16 protein-coding genes are annotated in these 20942 nt (G+C 56.5%); 5 read left to right on the forward strand and 11 right to left on the reverse strand.

Features of this window, described 5'->3' with window-relative positions; translation table 11 throughout:
* Positions 1 to 513: 513 nt before the first annotated feature.
* The 3 genes from FYJ78_RS12310 to FYJ78_RS12320 all read right to left on the reverse strand — a co-directional run bounded on the left by FYJ78_RS12310 (position 514) and on the right by FYJ78_RS12320 (position 3724).
* On the reverse strand, positions 514 to 1809 hold the full coding sequence (locus tag FYJ78_RS12310) for an O-acetylhomoserine aminocarboxypropyltransferase/cysteine synthase family protein (RefSeq protein ID WP_154621690.1): 1296 nt from the start codon (positions 1807 to 1809) through the stop codon (positions 514 to 516).
* Between the two features lie 328 nt (positions 1810 to 2137).
* On the reverse strand, positions 2138 to 2752 hold the full coding sequence (locus FYJ78_RS12315) for a hypothetical protein (RefSeq protein ID WP_154621691.1): 615 nt from the start codon (positions 2750 to 2752) through the stop codon (positions 2138 to 2140).
* A gap of 96 nt (positions 2753 to 2848) precedes the next feature.
* Positions 2849 to 3724: a YitT family protein gene (locus FYJ78_RS12320; RefSeq protein ID WP_154621692.1), complete on the reverse strand. Its 876-nt coding sequence runs from the start codon at positions 3722 to 3724 to the stop codon at positions 2849 to 2851.
* 237 nt (positions 3725 to 3961) lie between these two features.
* Between FYJ78_RS12320 and FYJ78_RS12325 the strand changes: the two genes are divergently transcribed.
* From FYJ78_RS12325 to FYJ78_RS12335, 3 genes are all read left to right on the forward strand, one after another.
* The gene (locus tag FYJ78_RS12325; protein ID WP_154621693.1) at positions 3962 to 4708 is read left to right on the forward strand and encodes a DeoR/GlpR family DNA-binding transcription regulator; all 747 of its coding nucleotides are present in this window, start codon (positions 3962 to 3964) and stop codon (positions 4706 to 4708) included.
* A 6-nt stretch (positions 4709 to 4714) separates the two neighbouring features.
* Positions 4715 to 5623 carry a 1-phosphofructokinase gene (pfkB, locus tag FYJ78_RS12330; RefSeq protein WP_154621694.1) on the forward strand — a complete coding sequence of 303 codons (909 nt, stop codon included), beginning with the start codon at positions 4715 to 4717 and terminating at the stop codon, positions 5621 to 5623.
* Between the two features lie 63 nt (positions 5624 to 5686).
* On the forward strand, positions 5687 to 7579 hold the full coding sequence (locus FYJ78_RS12335) for a PTS fructose transporter subunit IIABC (protein ID WP_154621695.1): 1893 nt from the start codon (positions 5687 to 5689) through the stop codon (positions 7577 to 7579).
* 95 nt (positions 7580 to 7674) lie between these two features.
* Here the strand turns inward: FYJ78_RS12335 and FYJ78_RS12340 are convergent, their stop codons facing one another.
* The 3 genes from FYJ78_RS12340 to FYJ78_RS12350 all read right to left on the reverse strand — a co-directional run bounded on the left by FYJ78_RS12340 (position 7675) and on the right by FYJ78_RS12350 (position 9703).
* Positions 7675 to 8094, reverse strand: a complete 420-nt coding sequence (locus FYJ78_RS12340) for a cytidine deaminase (RefSeq protein WP_154621696.1) — start codon at positions 8092 to 8094, stop codon at positions 7675 to 7677.
* 105 nt (positions 8095 to 8199) lie between these two features.
* Entirely contained in the window at positions 8200 to 8880 is a 681-nt protein-coding gene (locus FYJ78_RS12345; RefSeq protein ID WP_154621697.1) for an MgtC/SapB family protein, read from the reverse strand.
* Positions 8881 to 9235: 355 nt separating this feature from the next.
* On the reverse strand, positions 9236 to 9703 hold the full coding sequence (locus FYJ78_RS12350) for a CYTH domain-containing protein (RefSeq protein ID WP_154621698.1): 468 nt from the start codon (positions 9701 to 9703) through the stop codon (positions 9236 to 9238).
* A 242-nt stretch (positions 9704 to 9945) separates the two neighbouring features.
* Between FYJ78_RS12350 and FYJ78_RS12355 the strand changes: the two genes are divergently transcribed.
* A complete protein-coding gene (locus FYJ78_RS12355) occupies positions 9946 to 11190 on the forward strand; it encodes an LCP family protein (protein WP_154621699.1) in 1245 nt (414 codons plus the stop codon).
* Positions 11191 to 11544: 354 nt separating this feature from the next.
* On the forward strand, positions 11545 to 12789 hold the full coding sequence (locus FYJ78_RS12360) for an NAD(P)-dependent malic enzyme (protein ID WP_328597726.1): 1245 nt from the start codon (positions 11545 to 11547) through the stop codon (positions 12787 to 12789).
* A gap of 79 nt (positions 12790 to 12868) precedes the next feature.
* On the opposite strand, the gene FYJ78_RS12365 is transcribed toward FYJ78_RS12360, so the two are convergent.
* The 5 genes from FYJ78_RS12365 to FYJ78_RS12385 all read right to left on the reverse strand — a co-directional run bounded on the left by FYJ78_RS12365 (position 12869) and on the right by FYJ78_RS12385 (position 20779).
* Positions 12869 to 14872, reverse strand: a complete 2004-nt coding sequence (locus tag FYJ78_RS12365) for a methyl-accepting chemotaxis protein (protein ID WP_154621701.1) — start codon at positions 14870 to 14872, stop codon at positions 12869 to 12871.
* 133 nt (positions 14873 to 15005) lie between these two features.
* Complete coding sequence (locus FYJ78_RS12370) at positions 15006 to 16502, reverse strand: glycoside hydrolase family 32 protein (protein WP_154621702.1); 1497 nt, start codon at positions 16500 to 16502, stop codon at positions 15006 to 15008.
* A 40-nt stretch (positions 16503 to 16542) separates the two neighbouring features.
* Positions 16543 to 17877 carry a hypothetical protein gene (locus FYJ78_RS12375; RefSeq protein ID WP_154621703.1) on the reverse strand — a complete coding sequence of 445 codons (1335 nt, stop codon included), beginning with the start codon at positions 17875 to 17877 and terminating at the stop codon, positions 16543 to 16545.
* An 88-nt stretch (positions 17878 to 17965) separates the two neighbouring features.
* Positions 17966 to 19237: an oligosaccharide MFS transporter gene (locus FYJ78_RS12380; RefSeq protein ID WP_154621704.1), complete on the reverse strand. Its 1272-nt coding sequence runs from the start codon at positions 19235 to 19237 to the stop codon at positions 17966 to 17968.
* A gap of 60 nt (positions 19238 to 19297) precedes the next feature.
* Complete coding sequence (locus FYJ78_RS12385; protein WP_154621705.1) at positions 19298 to 20779, reverse strand: glycoside hydrolase family 32 protein; 1482 nt, start codon at positions 20777 to 20779, stop codon at positions 19298 to 19300.
* Positions 20780 to 20942: the final 163 nt, after the last annotated feature.

Consider the following 20942-nt stretch of genomic DNA (forward strand, 5'->3'; position numbering starts at 1 on the left):
GTATCCGTGGTAAAATGATTTTGATCCATAGCGATTCTCCTTTGTGGTTGTGTTTTTGTGCAACTACATTTTACCACAAAGGTTCGCTATGGATTTTTAAGTGTTCAACTTAATTATACAATCCGCCGCTTCAAAAAAAATAAAATTGATATTGATTTTCAATACCATTTATGATATATTATAGACAAGCTTCATTGAGGCATCCATCTTCCAGTCAGCGCTGGATGGATCCCAAAGCTCTCCTAAAATATAATACACAGCACAAAAAGGCCGTACTGCTCATACGGCCTTTTTGTGTAGAAAAAATCGCCTGCCGGATGTCATGCTCGCTGATCCCCCATGCAACGCGCTGCGGCATATTTAAGCACGACGGTCTTCCGCCGCTCCCGTCCTGCTTTTTCTCTTATTTTACCGCAAACACGGCGCAGCAAGAAACGCGACACAAAAAAAATGCCCGCGCAGCGGGCTGTTCGCCGATGCGCGGGCATTTGGAAAGCGAGTATACTTTGCCGGTTAATCCAATTCCTTGAAGGCCTGATCGAGGTCGTAAAGAATGTCGTCGATATGCTCTGTGCCGATGGACAGGCGGATCGTGGACGGCGTGATGCCGGAGGCAGCGAGCTCCTGCTCATTCATCTGGGAATGTGTCGTGGAAGCCGGATGGATGACGAGGGACTTGACATCCGCTACGTTGGCCAGCAGGCTGAATACCTGCAGATGGTCGATGAACTTCTGCGCAGCTGCCGCTCCGCCCTTGATTTCAAAGGTAAAGATGGAAATGCCGCCGTTCGGGAAGTATTTCTGATAAAGCGCATGATCCGGATGATCCGGCAGCGACGGGTGGTTTACCTTTGCAACATGCGGATTTTTCGCCAGATAATCGACGACCTTGAGCGCATTTTCCACATGGCGCTCCACGCGCAGCGAAAGCGTCTCCGTGCCCTGCAGCAGCAGGAATGCATTGAACGGCGAAAGCGTCGCGCCCTCATCGCGCAGAATCAGCGTGCGGACATACGTTGCAAACGCCGCCGCGCCGACGTCCTTCGCGAAGCTGATGCCGTGGTAGCTCTCGTTCGGCTCGACGAACTGCGGGAACTTCCCGGATTTCTCCCAGTCGAACTTGCCGCCGTCGACGAGAACGCCGCCGAGCGTCGTGCCGTGTCCGCCGATGAACTTCGTCGCCGAATGAACGACGATGTCCGCCCCGTATTCAAACGGACGGAGCTGATACGGCGTTGCAAACGTGCTATCCACTACCAGAGGAATGTTATGCTTATGTGCGATATCCGCTACCGCCTGAATGTCGATGAGGTTGGCGTTCGGATTGCCGACGGATTCGATGTATACAACGCGCGTATTGTCCTTGATTGCGTCTTCAAAAACCTGCGTACCCTTGGTCGGATCGACAAACGTCGTCTCAATCCCGTAATTCGGGAAGGTATGTTCAAAGAGGTTATACGTGCCGCCGTAAATCGTCGTAGCCGCCACGATATGCTGTCCGCTGTGAACCAGCGCCTCCAGCGTATAGGTCACAGCCGCCGCGCCGGAAGCCACGGCCACAGCCGCCACGCCGCCTTCCAGAGCCGCGATGCGCCGGGAAAAGACATCCTCGGTCGGATTCGTCAGACGGCCATAGACATTGCCCGCATCCTTCAGGGCAAAGCGATCCGCCGCGTGCTGGGAATTATGGAACACAAACGACGTAGTCTGATAAATCGGAACGGCGCGGGCGTCGGTCGCCGGATCCGCCTGTTCCTGGCCGACATGAAGCTGCAGGGTCTCAAAATGATACGTTCTCTTTTCACTCATTGCAATAACCTCTTTCCTGTTCTTTTCCTCGCTCTTTAAACATATCTCATTTATATGTTTTATAAGTATGGTTACATTATATCTGTAACCTTGTTAACTGTCAATACCTTTTTTGAAAAGATATTCGCCGACGAAGGACAGATGGACAGAAAACCATCCGGCCCGGCAGGGGAACCGTCCGCATGCACACAAAAAAACGGCGGATGGAGGACTTGCTGCGCCCCTCATCCGTCGGAATATATGCAGGAAAAACAATCGCCGGAACAAGCCGACGCCCCTGATCCAAAGGATCCGTCCTTCTCTGCGGGGCCGCTTGTCCGTTGCTTTTTCAATGTTTCGCTGCTTTCCAGCTCTGGATTCTGTCGCGCAGTTTTGCTTCGCGCAAAGCCTCATCCATAGCCTGTCCGGCGAGGACGGAGACTTCGCCGGCGGCGGAGTATTCGTCCTCATAGATACGGCTGGCTGATTTCTGGAAAGATTCCTGTTTGTTCCGGTCATAGCCGGTGATTTGTACGCTGGCGAAGCTGTGAAGGATCTCGCCGCGGTCCCAGCGCCAGCTGAATGTCGTATATTGTTCGTAGCCGTCGAGCACCGGCAGGACGACAAGATCCGCCTGAAGCCGGCCGGCCAAAATTCCGGCGGCTTCCTTTCGGCGCGGCGGACGAGCGCCGTTTTCCCGGATCACTTGGTCCAGCGCTTCCAGACACTCCTGCTCCGGGATATACTCCACCGCCTTCAATACCCCGTTCAGCGGGACGTGCAGGCTGCGGTCGATCTGGCGTTCCAGCCGGTCCAATACCTGCCGGGACGGCATGCTGCCGCTTTCCACGGCCAATGGAAGTCTGGCCACCCGCAAAGGCGTGCGCTCCTGCGCGCCGGCAGTTGCGGAAAGAACGAGCAGAAACAGACAGAGCGTCCCTATCATCAGACGCAAACAGCGCATCTTAATCTCCTCCTTTTCTCCGATGGTATAACGGGAGTCTTATCATTCGTAAAGCCTTGAATTTAGTCTCACTTTATTACAGCCGGCGCTCTTTGGTCAATGAATGGCTTTCTTTTTGAACCGTCCGCCGACAATATCGTGTACGGCGTTGATGGTCACAAACGCATTTTCATCCTTTTCCAGCACGATTTCCTTGAGTTTATCGACTTCCAGACGCGTGACCACGCAGTAGAGCACTTCCTTGCTTTCGCCCGTATAGCCGCCGGCGCCGTGCAGCAAGGTCACGCCGCGGCCCAGACGATCGTTGAGCGCCGATGTGATTTCGTCGTGTTCATTGGTCACGATCATGACGGCATACGATTCATCCAGTCCCTTGATGACGACATCGATCATCTTGGAAATGACGAAATAAGCAACCAGCGAATACATCGCCTTGTCCCATCCATAGAGCAGCCCGGCGCTCGAGAGGATGAACAGATTGATGAACATGACGACCTCGCCCACGGAAAAGACCGATTTCTTGTCCATGATGATGGCCACGATTTCTGTGCCGTCCAGACTGCCGCCCGCGCGGATGATGAGACCTACGCCCAGTCCGTCGATGATTCCGCCGAAAATGGCCGCCAGAAACGGATCATCCGTCACCCTCGGCACCGGCGCGAAAACCGCGGACCATACGGAAAGAAGGCAGATGGCGATCGTCGTGGCAATGGCAAAGTTCTTGCCGATCTGCGCATAGCCCAGATATAAAAACGGGAGATTGAGCAGCACAAGAAAAATGCCCAGCGACAGTCCCGTGATCGAGCTCATCATGATCGATATGCCGACGACGCCGCCGTCGATGACGTTGTTCGGGATCAGAAAGAGCTCCAGACCGATGGCCGCAATGATGGCGCCGACAAAGATCATCATATATTTTTTTACATAAAACGACATCGTGCGATGCTGCACGATTTTCTTTTTTTCTTCCATACGGTCACACTCCCAGTATTGCATTCCTTTTCCTGTTCTTTCCATTATACCCGTCCCGCCCCTGATCCGGCCAGAAAATTTTTCTTTTTTTTCGCAGCAGCCGCTCTTCGTATCATTTAATCCGATAAGCCCTGCATTCCGACGCGGATTTCCGATTTTTTTGCCATGATGTATCTTGATTTTGATTGACTTTGACCGACTTTAGCGATATGATGAAGGAGTAAGGATGTGATACTCATGTTAACGGAAGAACGTTATGCGACGATTCTCCGCATACTGGAAGAAAAAAAGGCCGTCACGGTGCTGGAGCTGACCAAGGCGCTCCATGCCTCGGAATCCACGGTCCGCCGCGACCTGACGGCGCTGCATAAAAACGGCCGCCTTTACAAGGTCTATGGCGGCGCCACTTCCATCAGCAACAATTACAGTTCCGTCGAAAATGACATGAAAACGAAAAACGACCTCTACCCGGAGGAAAAGATCGCCATTGCGCGCAGAGCCGCGGGCCTGATCAAGCGGAAGGACTTCGTCTATATCGACGCGGGTTCCACGACACTTCATATGATCGATTTTCTGCAGGAACCCGGCGCCGTCTATGTGACCAACGGCATATCCCATGCGGCCCGTCTGGCGGAAAAAGGCTTCCGGACCTTTATTCTCGGCGGCGAAATCAAGGCGGTGACCGAAGCCGTGGTAGGAACCGAAGCGCTGAACCATCTCCGCGCTTATAATTTCACCAAGGGTTTTTTCGGAACGAACGGGATCAGCATGAAGTCCGGCTTTTCCACGCCGGATTCCAGCGAAGGCATCATCAAGGGAGCCGCGCTATCGCGCTGTACGCATGCCTTTGTACTGGCCGATCATTCCAAGTTCAACAAGATCGCGCCCATCACATTTGCGAGCATATCCAGCGCCACGATCATCACGGGACAGCTGGAGGACCGGAAATACCGGGATTATACGACGATTCTGGAGGGGGAATAATTCCATATGATTTACACCGTAACCTTTAATCCGTCGCTGGATTACATCGTCCGGCTGAATGCGTTTCACGCCGGCGAGATCAACCGCGTGAATTACGAGCAGGTTCTGGCCGGCGGAAAGGGCATCAATGTGTCCATCGTCCTGAAAAACCTCGGTCTTGAAAGCACGGCGCTCGGCTTTCTCGCGGGCTTCACCGGCGAGGAAATCAAGAACCAGCTGCGTCAGTTCGGCGTGAAAAACGAGTTTGTCCAGCTGGAACATGGCTTTTCCCGGATCAACGTCAAGGCCAAGGCCGAGAACGAAACGGAGATCAACGGCCAAGGCCCGGACATCAGCGAGCAAAAGCGTGGGGAGTTGTTTGACCGGCTAGACCGGCTGCAGCAGGGCGATACATTGGTGCTGGCCGGGTCGATCCCCAAAACGCTGCCAGACGATATTTATGAAAAGATCATGGCCCGTCTGGACAACCGGGGCATCCGCATCGTCGTCGACGCGGAAAAGAATCTGCTGCTCAATGTCCTGAAGTATCATCCATTCCTCATCAAGCCGAACAACCACGAACTCGGCGACATGTTCGGCCTGACGCTCACGACGGACGCGGAAATCATCACCTGCGCCCGGAAGCTGCAGGAAAAAGGCGCCCGCAACGTACTCATTTCCATGGCCGGCGACGGCGCTATCCTGCTGACGGCTGACGGCCATTCCTTCCGGTGCGCGGCACCGAAGGGAAAGCTGGTCAACTCGGTTGGAGCCGGCGATTCCATGGTCGCGGGATTCCTCGCGGGCTATACGGAATCCGGCGGCGACTTTGAACATGCTTTCCATATGGGTGTCGCAACCGGCTCCGCTTCGGCGTTCAGCGAAAATCTGGCCACCCGGGCAGAAGCCGAAGCCCTGCTCCGCACGATAGAATAAGCCCAGTTCAGAGAGAGCCATCTCTCATCCATATACTTTATCCAATAAGAAGGGGAGAACAATATGCGTATTACCGATCTGCTCAAAGGCGACAGCATCATCCTTGGCGCCGCGCCGGCTGACAAAGCCGCTGCGATCCGTCAGCTCGCCGATCTCATGGAAGCCGGCGGCAATCTGTCCGACAAGGAACAGTACCTCAAGGACGTTATGGCCCGTGAGGACTCCGGTACGACCGGACTCGGCGACGGCATCGCCACGCCGCATGCAAAAAGCGCCGGAGTCCGCGCTGCCGGACTCGCGGCTATGACCGTTCCTGCCGGCATGGACTTTGAGTCCATGGACGGCAAGCCGAGCCGCCTGTTCTTTATGATCGCCGCGCCGGATTCGGCCAACGACGAGCATCTGGCCATCCTTTCCAAACTTGCCACCATGATCATGGATCCGGATTTCAAGGAAGCCCTGATCGCCGCCGGCAGCAAGGAAACGTTCCTGAAGCTCATCGACGACAAGGAGGACGGCCGCTTCACGGCTCCGTCCGCTGAAAGCGAAAAAACGGCATCTGTCTCCGGCCCGGCCCGGATCCTTGCGGTCACAGCCTGCCCGACGGGCATCGCTCATACCTTCATGGCCGCAGAAAGTCTTGAACAGCACGCGAAAAAGCGCGGCATTTCCATCAAGGTCGAAACGAACGGTTCGGGCGGCGCCAAGAATGTCCTGACGGCGGAGGAAATCGCCGCCGCGGACGCAATCATCGTCGCCGCAGACAAGAATGTGGCCATGGCCCGCTTCGACGGCAAGCCCGTCGTCATCACGAAAGTGGCAGACGGCATCAACAAGGCCGACAAACTGCTCGATGAAGCGCTTTCGGGCCATGCGCCGATTTATCATGCCAGCGGCGCCGATGAAGCCGAAGGCGCAGCGGATGTCGCCGGCGAAAGCCTCGGCCGCCAGATCTACAAGCACCTCATGAACGGCGTCAGCCACATGCTGCCCTTTGTCGTCGGCGGCGGTATCCTGATCGCGCTGGCGTTCCTGCTCGATGATTATTCCATCGATCCGAAAAACTTCGGCTCCAATACGCCGGTCGCGAAATTCTTCAAGGACATCGGCGGCGCGGCCTTTGGCTTCATGCTGCCTGTTCTGGCCGGATTCATCTCCATGTCCATCGCCGATCGTCCGGGTCTCGCCGTCGGCTTTGTCGGCGGTGCGCTCGCCGGCACGACCGGCTCAGGCTTCCTCGGCGCGCTCGTCGCGGGCTTTGTCGGCGGCTATGCGGTCAACTTCCTCAAGAAAGCGTTCCGCTGCCTGCCGGAATCCCTTGACGGCATCAAGCCGGTTCTGCTCTATCCGTTCTTCGGCATCCTGATCATCGGCTTTGTGAGCATGTTCATCATTGCTCCGCCGGTCGGCGCGCTGAACACCTGGATGGTCGATACGCTCAAGAACATGGATCCGAACGCACGCATCCTGCTCGGCATCGTCATGGGCGGCATGATGGCGGTTGACATGGGCGGCCCGATCAATAAAGCGGCCTACGTCACGGGAACCGGCCTGCTGGCTTCGGGCGAATTTCATGTCATGGCCGCCGTCATGGCAGGCGGCATGGTTCCGCCTCTCGCCATCGCGCTCTGCACGACGTTCTTCAAAAATCGCTTCACCGAAAGCGAGCGCAAAGCCGGCGTCACCAACTACGTCATGGGGCTTTCGTTCATCACCGAAGGCGCCATCCCGTTTGCGGCCGGCGATCCGCTGCGCGTCATTCCGGCCTGCGTGATCGGTTCGGCCACGGCCGGCGCTCTTTCCATGGCCTTTGACTGCACCCTGCGCGCCCCGCACGGCGGCATCTTTGTCGTGCCGACCATCGGCAATCCGGTCATGTACCTCGTCGCCATCCTCGTCGGCGCCGTCGTCGGCTGCGCCGTACTCTCCGTACTCAAAAAGCCGCTAAAAGGATAACACCTCTCAGCATCGGATAAAACAAACAGGCCGCTTGCGAATCCTATCGATCCGCAAGCGGCCTGTTTTCTATTTCTTTCCCGATGAAAACCGGATCATTCTTCCTCCGGAATCGTCCGGTTCTCCACCGGCTCACGGGCAAACGGCATGAGCTCCTGCAGCGTTCTGGAACACAGGTTGCCCTTCATATCCGCCATGATGATTTCCGGCACATCAAACTCAGCCAGAAGCTGCAGCACGGCGCCGTTCGGCACAAAGGGACGCTCCGTGTCCGCGATGACCACCACCGCGTCGAATTCGCGTTTTCCATCGGCAACCGCCCGGTACATCGCCACCTCTTCCGCCATGACCGAAAGGCGCGGCACGGCATTCTCGATATTCGTGCCTGTGTACAAGGTGCCGTCATCCGCCAGCACACAGGCGCCGACCGGAACCTTTCCATAAGGAACATACGCGTTGTCCATCGCCTGCATCGCAGCCCTGACCATCGTATCCGTTGTATTGGCATTAAGCATATAGATCCTCCCCTTATCTGCAGCTCTTCCGGAGCCTTTTTCTACTGTATATATTCCCTCTGCCCGACAAAAGTCCTGTCTCTTTCACCAAAAAAAACAGCACATTCAGACCACATCCACGCTGACGACTCCGTCGATCTGCCGCACGGCATCCACGATGACCACGCTTTTGACGCCATGCTTGTTGTACACCTCCAGATCGATATAAAGCAGCCGGCGTCCGCTGCCGTCCGCCTCGTCCTCATCGGCTTTGACCTTCACCCCCCGAACCCGCAGCTGAAGATCTTCCAGACAGGAACTGATCTGCATGAGCTGCCCCGGTTTATCGACCGTATGAATGCCCAAGCCAAGGTTCTTTTCATGATCCACCCACTCATCGAGGCGGGACAAGCTGCCCAATGTCACAAAAACCAGCGCCGTCGTGACCAGCGCACCGGAATAAAAGCCGCTGCCGACAGCCAGACCAACGCCGGCCACAACCCAGAGGCAGGCCGCTGTCGTCAGGCCGGTGACCGTGAGGCCCTCCTTCATGATGGCTCCTGCTCCCAAAAAGCCGATGCCGCTGACGACCTGTGCAGCCAGACGCGCCGGGTCAGCGTTCGTCTTTCCCTCGACGTTCTGATACAAAGCCTGCGAAAGAACCATAATCAGACAGGCTCCCAGACAGACCAGCACATTCGTCCGGAGTCCGGCCGACTTGCGCCGCGACTGCCGCTCATAGCCGATAATCCCGCCCAGCACACAGGCCAGTACCAGCCGCAGGAATAATTCGCCTTCTGAAATCATCTCAATCCCTCCTGTTGCACAAAACAGATCTCTTTTTCTTTCGCGCTGATCCGCCCAATTTCCTTCCATTCTGCAAAAGCAAACAATCTTTCGTTATCCACAAAACAATCCACACCTGTGGATAACCAAATCCCGCCCGGAATAAAAACTCTCTTTTCCTACTATAATATATATAGGGCATGTGTATATTGTGGCTAACAAAATACACAAAATCTGTGGACAATGTGGATAAATCCGTGGATAACCCCATATATTCCGCCGTTTTTCCCCTTGAATCCCATATTTTGTGCTTTTTTCCGGTTAAGCGATGCCCTGAATCTGTGGATAACCATGCCGCCACAACATGGTTTACACTTTATACTTTTTTCCATTCTGAATAGGGATGTTTTATTAATTGCGAGTTGTAATACCGCACTTCGCCGGAAACCTCCCGTCCCAGCCATGACGGGCGCGGAAATTCTGCCTGATCGTCGGGCAGCTCGATTTCCGCGACGCAAAGGCCGTCATTTGCCCCAGAAAACACGTCGATCTCCCAACAAAACGCGCCCCATTTTTCCCGATAGCGGACCTTTTCCACCAGCGGGCCGTCACAAAGCTGCAGCATGGCCTCCGCGTCTCGCAGCGGAATCTCGTACTCAAACTCCTCGCGCTGAATCCCTTCGCTGCGCCCCTTCACAGTAAGATACCCGCGGCCACCCTTCACGCGCACGCGTACCGTATGCGCCGGCTCTGTGCACAGATAACCCTGTGCAATGCGCTGTCCATCTTCCTTCGGCTGCCAACTGTCGTTTACCAGAAACTTCCGCTCGATTTCCTTTGCCATCACGATCATCCTTTCCCGCCGGACCTCCGGCGTCCCTTTCCTATTCTATCATGTCTCCCCTTGTTTTTCAGAAAAGAAGACTACACTGAACAGGAATCCGCTCCCGATACCCGCGGCATACCCGGCCAGTATCAGGAGCATCGCGAAAATGTAATTGCACATTGGCGTGCTTATCCTTATAATAGATTATGTATGTTTATTGACCACGACGAATTTTTTGTTGATTTTACAGAAAAGAAGGTATGATCTTGCCGAACGCAAAAATCCCTCCACGGAGGGCGCAGAGGAAAAAACGCCGTATCTGGCCATGGATTCTTCTGCTTTTTTGTTTTGCCGCAGCCGCTATTGCTGGCGCGCTTTTCGCTTCCAGCAGTCTGCTGGACAAACCGCTGGAGACAGCGGTCGACGACGGCCTGCTGACCGCCAAGGATAAATCCACCATCATGATTATGGGAGTAGACGAGCGCGACGACGATGTCGGCCGCAGCGATACCCTGATGATCGCGTCCATCGACCCGAAAAAAAATCAGGCTGCGCTGCTTTCCGTTCCGCGTGACACACGCGTCAAGATCAAGGGACACGGCTTCGATAAGATCAACGCTGCTTACGCCTACGGGCACGAGCGTCTCTCGCAGGACACCGTCGAGAACCTGCTCGGCATCAACATCGATCATTATATCATCATCAATACCAAATCGTTCAAAAATATCATCGACGCCATCGGCGGCATTGATATCGATGTGCCGAAACGCATGCACTACGAAGACCCCTGGGACGACGACGGCGGACTGGTCATCGACTTCCAACCCGGCATGCAGCACATGGACGGCGCCAAGGCCATCACCTACGTCCGCTACCGCGATGAGGAAGGCGACCTCGGCCGCATCCGCCGGCAGCAGGACTTCGTCAAGGCCTGCCTGGACAAGATCATCTCTCCGGCTATCCTGCCGAAGCTCCCGAGCGTCATCCGCGAAGTCATGAGCTCCATCAAGACCGATCTCTCGCTGCGCCAGCTCCTCGAATTTGCCGGCACGCTCAAAGAAGCCAAGGGCAACGGTCTCAAAACCGACATGGTCCCCGGACGCCCATTGTACATCGACGGCGTCAGCTACTGGATACCGGATCTCAATCAGCTGCGCACAACCATAGCCGATACGCTGGGACTTTCCCTGAACGCGAAATACCGCAGCCGCATGGAAAACGATATTCAGGAATACGAACGCTCCATCCCGTCCACAGCGCGGGAAGTACCGGCCAGCGATACCTCGATCGGACACATGAAAAAGAGCAGCAAAACGCAGGATTCCTCACACCGCCGCAGCGAGCTTCGCGAGGATACTTCCGAGCACAGCGGCCGCACGTCAGCGGGCAGCGGTTCCTCCAAGCAAAGCTCCGATTCCGGAAACAGCAGCAGCAACAATACCAACAGCACGGATACTGCACCGGCTGTTCCGAGCCGCAGCGCCCCCGCCGGAAAGACACAATAAGCAGAATCCACCCTTATCATAAAGAAAACCTATCTTTTTGGGAAAGGCTAAAACCAGAAAACGGCCCTTTCGCTGAAGCAGATGTGCTTCCGGCGAAAGGGCCGTCGTTTTATCCGATGCTAAGGGGCGCTGAATAAGTCTCACTTTACCATAGTTCGGGGTTATTTATCCAATCAAAAATTGATATTTGTATTTCTGCATAATCCGATTATAATGGAAGCAAAGAGTCGTTACAAGTTTATCGGTTTCTCTATTATTTTTCAAAATAAAAGTGTAACTTTAACAATTTATTTCCCCGTCCGTACCTTTCCTTTGATCATCCGGCGGGTACGGACCAGCAGAAAGGAAGTCATCATCATGAGCAGTGCAGATGCAAAGGCTTTGGCCTTACATAAAGAAAAAAAAGGAAAGATCGAGATCCGCAGCAAGGTTCCGCTCCATACCCCCGAGGATCTGACGCTTGCCTATACGCCGGGCGTCGCCGCCCCTTGTCTGGAAATTCAAAAGGACAGCAGCAAATCTTATGACTACACCTCCCGGGGCAACATGGTCGCCGTCGTGACCAACGGAACCGCCGTACTCGGACTGGGCAATATCGGCGCCGGTGCCGGACTGCCGGTCATGGAGGGCAAGGCCATCCTTTTCAAGGGATTTGCCGGTGTCGACGCCGTACCGATCTGCCTGAACACGCAGGACCCGCTGGAAGTCATCAAGGCCGTACAGCTCATGGCCCCGACGTTCGGCGGCATCAACCTTGAGGACATCAAGGCTCCGCAATGCTTCGACATCGAGCGCGAGCTTCGCAAGACCCTCGATATTCCCGTCTTTCACGACGACCAGCACGGTACGGCCATCGTCGTGCTGTCCGCATTGATCAACGCCTTCAAACTGACCGGCAGGACGTTTGCCGACTCAAAATTCGTCGTCAACGGCGCCGGAGCGGCCGGACAGGCCATCACCCGCCTCATATACAGCGCAGGCGGCCGCAACATCATCCTCTGCGATTCCCATGGCGCCATCTATGAGGGCCGCCCGGACGATATGAACCCCTATAAGGACGACATCGCCAAAATCACCAATCCGAACCGGGAAGCCGGCCCGCTCAATGCCGTGATCCAAAAAGCCGACGTATTCATCGGCGTATCCGTCGCCGGCTGCGTCACAAAAGACATGGTCCGCACCATGAATCGCGATGCCATCGTCATGGGCATGGCCAATCCCGAGCCGGAGATCCTGCCGAATCTCGCCAAAGAAGCCGGCGCCCGCGTCGTCTGCACCGGGCGCAGCGATTTCCCGAATCAGGTCAACAACCTGCTGGCCTTCCCCGGCATTTTCCGCGGCGCGCTCGACGTGCGGGCCAGTGAGATCAATGAAGACATGAAAGTCGCCGCGGCAAACGCCATCGCCGGACTGATTCGCGAAGAAGAGCTGGACGAAGACCATGTCATCACCAGCCCCTTCAATCCCGAAGTGGCCCCGGCAGTTGCCGCCGCCGTCGCCCATGCCGCCCTCAAGACCGGCGTGGCCCGCGACCGCACCATGAACTCCGCCGCTGTCGCCGAACACACACGCCGGCTTCTCGCCGCAGAACGGGCATAAACCATTTCCCCCTCCGCTGTCACTGCGTACAAAACGAACCTTCCCCTGAAAGGAAGGTTCGTTTTGTACGCAGTATTTTCTATTCGCCTGCCTTGAAGCGGCTGGCGGCTTTCATGAGCTCGTCAGCCGCTGTTTTATTTCTCTGCGCGGCCTCGGCGATCTGGGCGTTCTTGTCGGTGATGCCCGTCATATTGTCCGCGATCTGCGTCGTAGTCTGGGCGACCTGATTGACGGATTCCGCGATACTCCCAATGTTTTCTGTGACGTTCTGCATAGAGGCGGCCATGCCGTCGGTAAGCCTGCCGAAGTTCTCCGAGATGTCCCGGACGTCGCTGCCCGCGGCCTGATAGGAGCCGGCCACATCGAGCATGCCCTGATAGTCCATGAGAATGTCGCTTTCCATGACGGCGAGAAGGGATTTCGCGGCGCTTGAAAGGTCGTCGACGGCGGCGAGGGTTTCCTTGATCTCCGCCTGAATCTGCGTGACAGTATTCGCGGAAGCCTCCGCGAGCTTCCTGACCTCGTCGGCGACGACGGAGAAGCCTCGTCCCTGCTCACCGGCACGCGCGGCCTCGATCGCAGCGTTGAGGGCCAGCAGGTTCGTCTGCTCGGAGATGTCGAGGATGCTGCCGGCCATCGTAGAGATCTCCTCGACGACCTTGACACGTTCGAGGGCACCGCGAACGCGCGTACTGCACTCGGCGGAAACGCTTCTGACGTGCTGGAAGGAATCATTGGCCTTCTGCTGCATGGCGGCGGCATCGTCATGGATCTTTGCCGCGAGGCCGCGCGCTTTCTGCGTGTGCGCGGCCGCCTGCCGGGTGTCGGCATCGACATGTTTCACCATGCAGGAGATGTTGTCAAGCGTCGTGGAGCATTGGCTCATCGTCGCGGAAATCTCCTCCGTGGCGGCGGCGGTCTGCTGGACGTCGTCTGAGGCTTGCTGGAATTTCTCCTCCATCTCATCGCAGGAGACAGTGATGGTCTGGCTCTGCGCCTGCACGCTCTGAATCGCCCCCTTCATGGCCTGCGCGCTTTCGTTGAGAGCGAGGATGGTCTCGCCGAATTCGTCCAGCTTGCGCGGCGTGCTCTGATAGTTGAGGTCATAGCTGGAAAGCGCGGCGGCGAAACGGCCGACATCAGAAAGTTCCTTGGTGATGGTACCGCTGATCAGGTGAGCGACGAAGATGCTCAGGATCACGGCTATGTTGAACAGGAAGGACTGCAGACGCGCGCTGCGCCATACACCCGCAAGAGTCTCATCCTTGTCAGCGACGAGGACGAGACTCCAGTCCGTGCCGTCGATAGGCGCGTAGGCCGCGTAGACGTCCTGACCAGCGAGCTTCAGATCCGCGCTGCCCTGTACGCGCCGGGCGATCCCTTCTGTGAGGGCGCCGTATCCTCTATCGCCATCGCCGGACAAGGTTTCCTGATGCAGGACCTTCTGCATGTCCCTGTGGGCAACGTACGCTCCGTCGCCGTTAGCGATGAGAGCATAGCCCTTCTGGCCGATCCCAATGCTCTGGATGGTATCGTTGATGCTGTCGAGGCTGATGGTGCCGCCGAGGTAGCCGATGATGCCTCCGGCGGGCGATTTCACGGGAACGATGATCGTCGTGATGGAGTCGCCCTTGCTTTCACGGATGAAGGGCTCCGTGACGAATTCCTGCTTTTCCCTGACTTGAGCGAAAAACGGCTCCCGCGACTGGTCCTTGATCTCGTTCGTGTCCGGATAACAGCCGCGGCCGTCCACCGTGAGAAAAAAGAGGTTCTCGAAGCCCCAGTCCCCCGCCTGTTGAAGCAGGACTGGACGCTGCTGCGCCCAGTCGAGGTTCTGGACGGCAGGGAGCGCGGCGATGTTCTTTAAGATGCGCTGCCTGCTCCCAATGGAGGCAGCGATGGCTCTGGCATTCTCGCCCGCGCGCGCCGTGAGCATGTCCTGCGTATTCGTGAGCATGGCGCTGCGGTTCTGCAAAAAGGACACGACGGATAGAAGCGCCGAGACGATGGCGACGAGCAAGAGAATCTGCAGCAGGATCCTCTTGCCGACGCGCATAGCTTTATGGTTTGATTCGAGTTTCATACAAAAATAAATTCCTTTCCATCTAGGTAACAAACGATATATTTTAAGCAACAAATCCTCAGCGCGGCAAAGCCGCGCTGAGGATTGTCGGGGATTTAAGAAAAACAGCAACGCCAAAAGCGTGCCGGAGGGATCAGTGGTTTTCGGCAGCGCCCCCGGAAAGCGCGCTGCACTGAAGATTCGTCAGGCTGACCTCGCCGCCCGAGGAGAAGAGTCCCCAAGGATGATCGGGCAGGCCATACATCCGCGTGCTCAGCGCCATCTGGTCATTGATATAGAGTACGGCGACCGTCCCGTCGACGAGCAGCGTGAAGTCATAGCTCCCATCCGGCCGGAGGCTGACCGGAACGGCAAGCTCCGGCTTGGCCGCATGGACGCGGGAGGTATCGGTATTGTAGAAAGCGACCTGCTGTTTCGCCGGGTCAAAGACGAGATTCAGCGAACCAGTCTGGTTCGGCCCCACGTTGAACATGAGGCCGAACTGTCCCTGCTGCCCCTTCATTTGGAAATGACCTGTGATCTTGCGGATGCCTTCCAGTTTCGGCATTACGACGTCCGCATAGCCCTGACCGGCAAAATGATACGAGGACGAATCCGACTGCACGCCCCCGCTTTCTAGGATCGGGGTCAGAGCGACCGGCTTCTGCATACGCCCGGTCACCTTCTCCACGGGCACCGGATAGAGCGTACCGTCCGCGCGCTGCTTGAGCTGATGCGCGACGAGATTGCCCGCCCAATCGGTCGGACGCGTGTCCTTGCCGTCGGCCTTCGTCGGCGTCCAGCCGACCAGATAGAGGCTTTCCTTATCCTGCGCCAGCTTGCCCGCGTAGAAGCCGCTGGCGTCAAAATAATCGCGCTCTGGCTTTACAAACGGCCCCATGGAGTCCGTCGCCACGCGGTAATGCACGACACGCGACGGCCACTGATCCGAGAACGTCAGATACCAGTACTTGCCGTATTTCAGCAGCGTCGGACACTCCATGTTCGCGTCGCTGCCCATGTCGTTTTCAAAAAAGATGCCCTTGTCCTCCCAATGCTTGAGATCTTTCGACGTATAGCGGGCGATGACGCCGCGCGCCTTCTTGCTGCGCGTCGTGATCAGCATCCAGTACTCGCCGCATTCCTCATTGTAGAACACATTCGGATCGCGGAACGTATCATCGTAGATGTACGGCTTGCTGCCATGGAACGAATCCTCGGGGACCTTCTGCCAGCTCACGAGGTCGCGACTGACAGCGTGCATGATCGTTTCCTTCGGCATGCTGCGCCAGTTGAAGCCCGTGTAGAACGCATGGTAGAGCCCATCCTTGCCCTTGACCACCGAGCCCGTGCCGAGCGCGGAGTCCTTGGCGAATTCATTGCTGGTATCATAGGGGATGACCTTGCTGTCATGCTGATAGTCGGTGAAATCCTTCGTTGTCAGCAGACTCCATGGATGAAATCCTATATCCCCATCCCGCAGATCCTCAAGATAAAAGATGCGGAACTCCTCTCCATCGAAAAAGGGCATCGTATCGCCCACCCAGCTGTAGCCGGTATTGGGGAAAATCGCCGGAAACGCCTGCGCCGGGGACAATGTAAAGCAGAAGCTGGAAGCGGCCAGCAAGCCTGCCAGAATTTGTTTCTTCATCGTATGCCTTCCTTTCATCCTATCCAGTAAGCCGCGCGCCTTAGAAATAAACTTCCCACTGCGTACGGAAGAAACTGCAATTCTTCCGTACGCCCGTAAGCGCCCCCGTCGGCGGATCAAAGAGGCCCAGCTTGCCGTACGTGTAATAGAGCAGGAGCTTCGTATTACGCACCGGCACGAAGTCCACACCGATGCGGAGGCCGTTGAACTCACCGGAGCGATACACATCCCAGAGGTTCACTCCTGCATGATTCTGCAGATCATCAAAGTAATCGCTCGTTGTCGGGTCCTGGATGTCGTCATTGAACCAATTCGTCATGCCCGTATGGCCGCGCTGCAGATACTTCTTGACGTAGACGTCGAACGAGCCCGGCACATCCGGCTTTGCCTCCTTGTACTGCAGCTGGAGGAAATGCGACTTGTTGAGCGTGTCCGAGTCGGATTTTGCGAACGCCGCGCTGAGCTTCAGGTCGCGGTTGAGCTTTGTATCGAAGCCCACGGAGAGCGTCTCCCGCGTCATATGATCGTCCCGGCGCGTCATCTTGCCGTAGTGGGACGTGAGATTCGTATTCTTGGCCACCGGTATCTCGCTGATCAGGGACAGCACGCGGAAGTTTGTGCTGCCGCCCTCGGCCCAGACGTCGAGCTTATTGTCGCGATCGCCGTAGAGGATCTTGCTGTACGTATTGCCCGAGTTCAGCGTGAACATCGCCTTGCGGCCCCAATGCGTCGGCACGCCGTAGCTTGCCTGCCAGCCGTCCACCTTCTCGTCGAACGTAAACTTGTACGGCGACTGCAGGTAGAAGCGGCCGAGCTTGACATCGACCTCGCCGACGCGGCCCTCGGCGTAGAGCTGCAGCACCGGGCGGGAATACTTTTTGCCGCCATCCTTATCGTAACCGCCATCGCCCTCATAGGCACCGTGGTTGTTCGAGAGATTGTTCTCGAACTCATGCTCGCTGTGCAGCGACCACCGGTCGTTGATGCGATGGTTGATGAAAAGATTCAGCCAGACCGACTTCATATCGATTCCCTTGAAATCCTCGAAGTGCTGCTTGTCCCAGCGGAAACGCCCATAGCCATGAATATCAACACGAGGCTGATCCGTCTTTTTCTCGACCTTGCTCACGCGCTTATTGAGGCTGTCGAGCTGCGCGTTGAGGCGTTTCTGGAGTTCCTGCGCCTCGTAGAGCTGCTCCTCCAGCTGACTGCGCAGCGCCTGCAGCGACTCCTGCGTCACCGGCTCCGCGCTGTCATCTTCCGTCCCCGCCGGCGCAGCGGCAGTTGCCGGCGCTGCTGGCTGCGCCCCCGCTGCCGCGCCGGTGCCGAGCACCAGCGCAGGAACCAGACCCAGTGTCAGTAATTTTTTCTTCATCAAAGTTCCTCCTCCCCAAAAAAAAGGCAAAACAAAAGCGTCCCCAAAGAAATAACAGGATCAGGGACGCCAGCTGACTATTTCCCCGTCAATTCTCAAGCGGCTGGCCGGCGACCTCCTCATCGTCCTCCCTCAGGACGACAAAGGCATAGACCGTCGCACAGAGGACGATCCCGGCGATGACCATGAACGTATTTTGATAGCCGATGCTGTCGCGCAGGCTGCCCAGCGGCACGGAAAAGATGATGCCGCCCACGGAGGCCGCGATCTGGAAGCCTACCATGTATAGCGTAGCGGATACGCGTGTATCGAAATGAAGGGTAAAGTAACGGAAAATCGCCAGAACAAAAAGGGCGGTTTCCGGTGCATGCAGGAGCTTGATGAGAGCGATGGCGAGCGGCGACGAGGCGATGCTGCAGCCGCTGATGCGGCAGACCATGATAAAGCAGCCGAGGAGCAGCGCGCGGCGCACGCCGATCTTCCGCATGAGGATCGGCACGAGTCCCATCATGATGAACTCCAAGAATACCTGCACCGAGTTCAAGATGCCGTAGGCCTTCTGGCCCTCCTCCGGCGTCGCGAAAAACTGCGTGAAAAACTGCGGGAACATCTGCTGATCGAAAACAGTGTAAAACGTCCAGCTTAAAATGACGAGCAGGATGATCTTCCAAAGGTCGAATATGCCGAATACGCTGATGATCTCCTTGAGCGACGGCGACTTCGCGTCCTTATCTTTCTCCTCACGGTTCTCATACTGCCGCACATTGGCCTCACGGTTTTCCGGCTTCAGGAAAACGAGAACGGCAAACAGCACCGCGGACACCGCGGAGCCCGTCCAGAAGACGAGATACGGATCGATGGTAAAGAGGAATCCTGCCGTCAAGGCCGAAATCGCATAGCCAAGCGACCCCCAAGCCCGCGCCTGACCATACTCGAAGCGATAGCGGCGGCTCAGACGCTCCGTCACCGCCTCAAACACCGGGCAAGCGGCGAGATAGGCCACTGCGAGATACACGGCGCCGACCATCGCGCCCACATAGAAACTGCTCTCAAGCATCGGTACATATACCCAGGTGAAGAACGGCGCCAACAGAACTTGACAGCCCACCATGAACAACAGCAGATTTTTCTTCACGCCGAGCTTATCCTGCAGGGAGCCGTAGACGAACATCAGCACCAGCGCCACCGCAGAGCCGAACGTATAAATCGTGCCGACCTGCGCGCCGGAAAACCCCTGCTTCGACGTCAGCCAGATCTGGAAGAACGACCACCAGATGCCCCAGCCGGCGAAGAACAGCAGAATCTCCAGCGAACTCGACCGGTAAAACGGATTTGAAAATGCCCTCAAAAGATTTCCCATGATGTTTTCTCCTTTCCTCCATAGCCAACAGAACCTGCATCCCCATCACAAGCACGCCATTCAGGCAAAGATATCATCGAGCTCATAAAATACGCCGTTCGTCATGCGCACCGCTCCCTCCTGCGGCTCGATCACAATGACGCGCTCCGTCGTCTTGGGATAAAAGCGCGTACTCATGACGATGTCGCCGTCATTGAGGAAGAACTCCAGCGAAGAGCGATCCTCATAGACGCGCAGCGAAAGATGATCCTCGCCCGCTGGCAGCTGCGCGTAACGTTCCTCCTTGCGTCCCGTCGCGGCGGACTTGCGCACGAGCGTCACGAGGCCGCTTTCCTTCTCAACCATCAGCGAGACCGTATCGTCAAAGCCAGCCGTGAAATGAACGGCTACGCCTGCGGCCTCCGTGAGATCGAAATCCGCGCAGAGCTCTCCCGTCTCCTGCGACCAATCGGAAAGCGGCGTTTCCTCCTTCATGACAAGATCCGGCGTCCTGTGCGCTTCCTTTCGCAGCGCCGTGAGCTCCCGCGCCGGCGGCGTCACGAGCCGGTCCCTGCGGTAGTGAAGTTCGCGCGGCACGGTCATCTGGCAGGCCCAGCCATCCGCCTGCTCCGGCATCGCGCTCTCCCACATCGCGAGCCAGCCGATCATCAGACAACGCCCATCCGGCGCCTGCGTGACCTGCGGCGCGTAAAAATCAAAACCATGATCGATGATATGGAACGCATCATGATAGAAGATCCCCGACTCATAATCCATCTTTCCGAGCATCGAAACCGACTGCTGCAGGTTGAGATAGCGCCGCCCCTCCGGCCTTACGCCCTGCGGCGAGAGAATCAGCGCCTCATGACCGTCAAATTCCGCGAAATTCGGACACTCCCACATAAAGCCCTGATTGCCGTGCGCCTTTGCCATCACATGTTTAAACTGCCAGTTTTCAAGATCGTCCGAGACAAAGACGAGCACCTGTCCCATCTCGTCGGCCGTCTGCGCGCCGACGACCGCATAGTAGCGGCCGTTGTGCTGCCAGACCTTCGGATCGCGGAAGTGATGATCCTCGCCGGTCGAGACACCCTCCGGCAGTTTGATGACCGGATTCTTCGCGGATTTTTCGAAATGGATGCCGTCAACGCTGACCGCGAGATTCTGCGTCTCGACGCGATCCGGCTGCCCCGGCTTCTTCAACAGGTCGACATGGCCCGTATACAGGAGATAGAGCTTGCCGTCCTTCTCGATGCCGCTGCCCGTAAAGCAGCCGTCTGCATCGTACGGCTGATCAGGGAAAAGGGCGATGGGCTGGCGCTCCCAATGCACGAGATCGCGGCTCGTCACATGCGCCCAGTGCATCGGACCCCACTTCGGCTCATAGGGATAATGCTGATAGAAGAAATGATACCGATCGCCGAAATAGGCAAAGCCGTTCGGATCGTTGCACCAGCCGACGCGCGGCGCGATGTGGAACCGCGGGTACCAGCGCTTGTTGATTCTAGACTCACCCTCCGCAATGAAATCATCCGGCGCAAGCTGTTTCTGTTCATCGGACATACTGTTCACCTCATATATCGAACCGTTTCGATAACTACGTCTGGAAAATCGAAGCGGCTTTTTTTCCTTTTGCTGTGTATCGAACCGCTTCGATATCTTTATTATATTCGCCTTCTATTTGTTTGTCAATCATTTTATCGTATTTATTTTTCTTGTCATTGTC

It is taken from the genome of Wylensekiella montiformis (genome assembly GCF_009697385.1).
Classification (GTDB): Bacteria; Bacillota; Negativicutes; order Selenomonadales; family Selenomonadaceae; genus Selenomonas_A; species Selenomonas_A montiformis.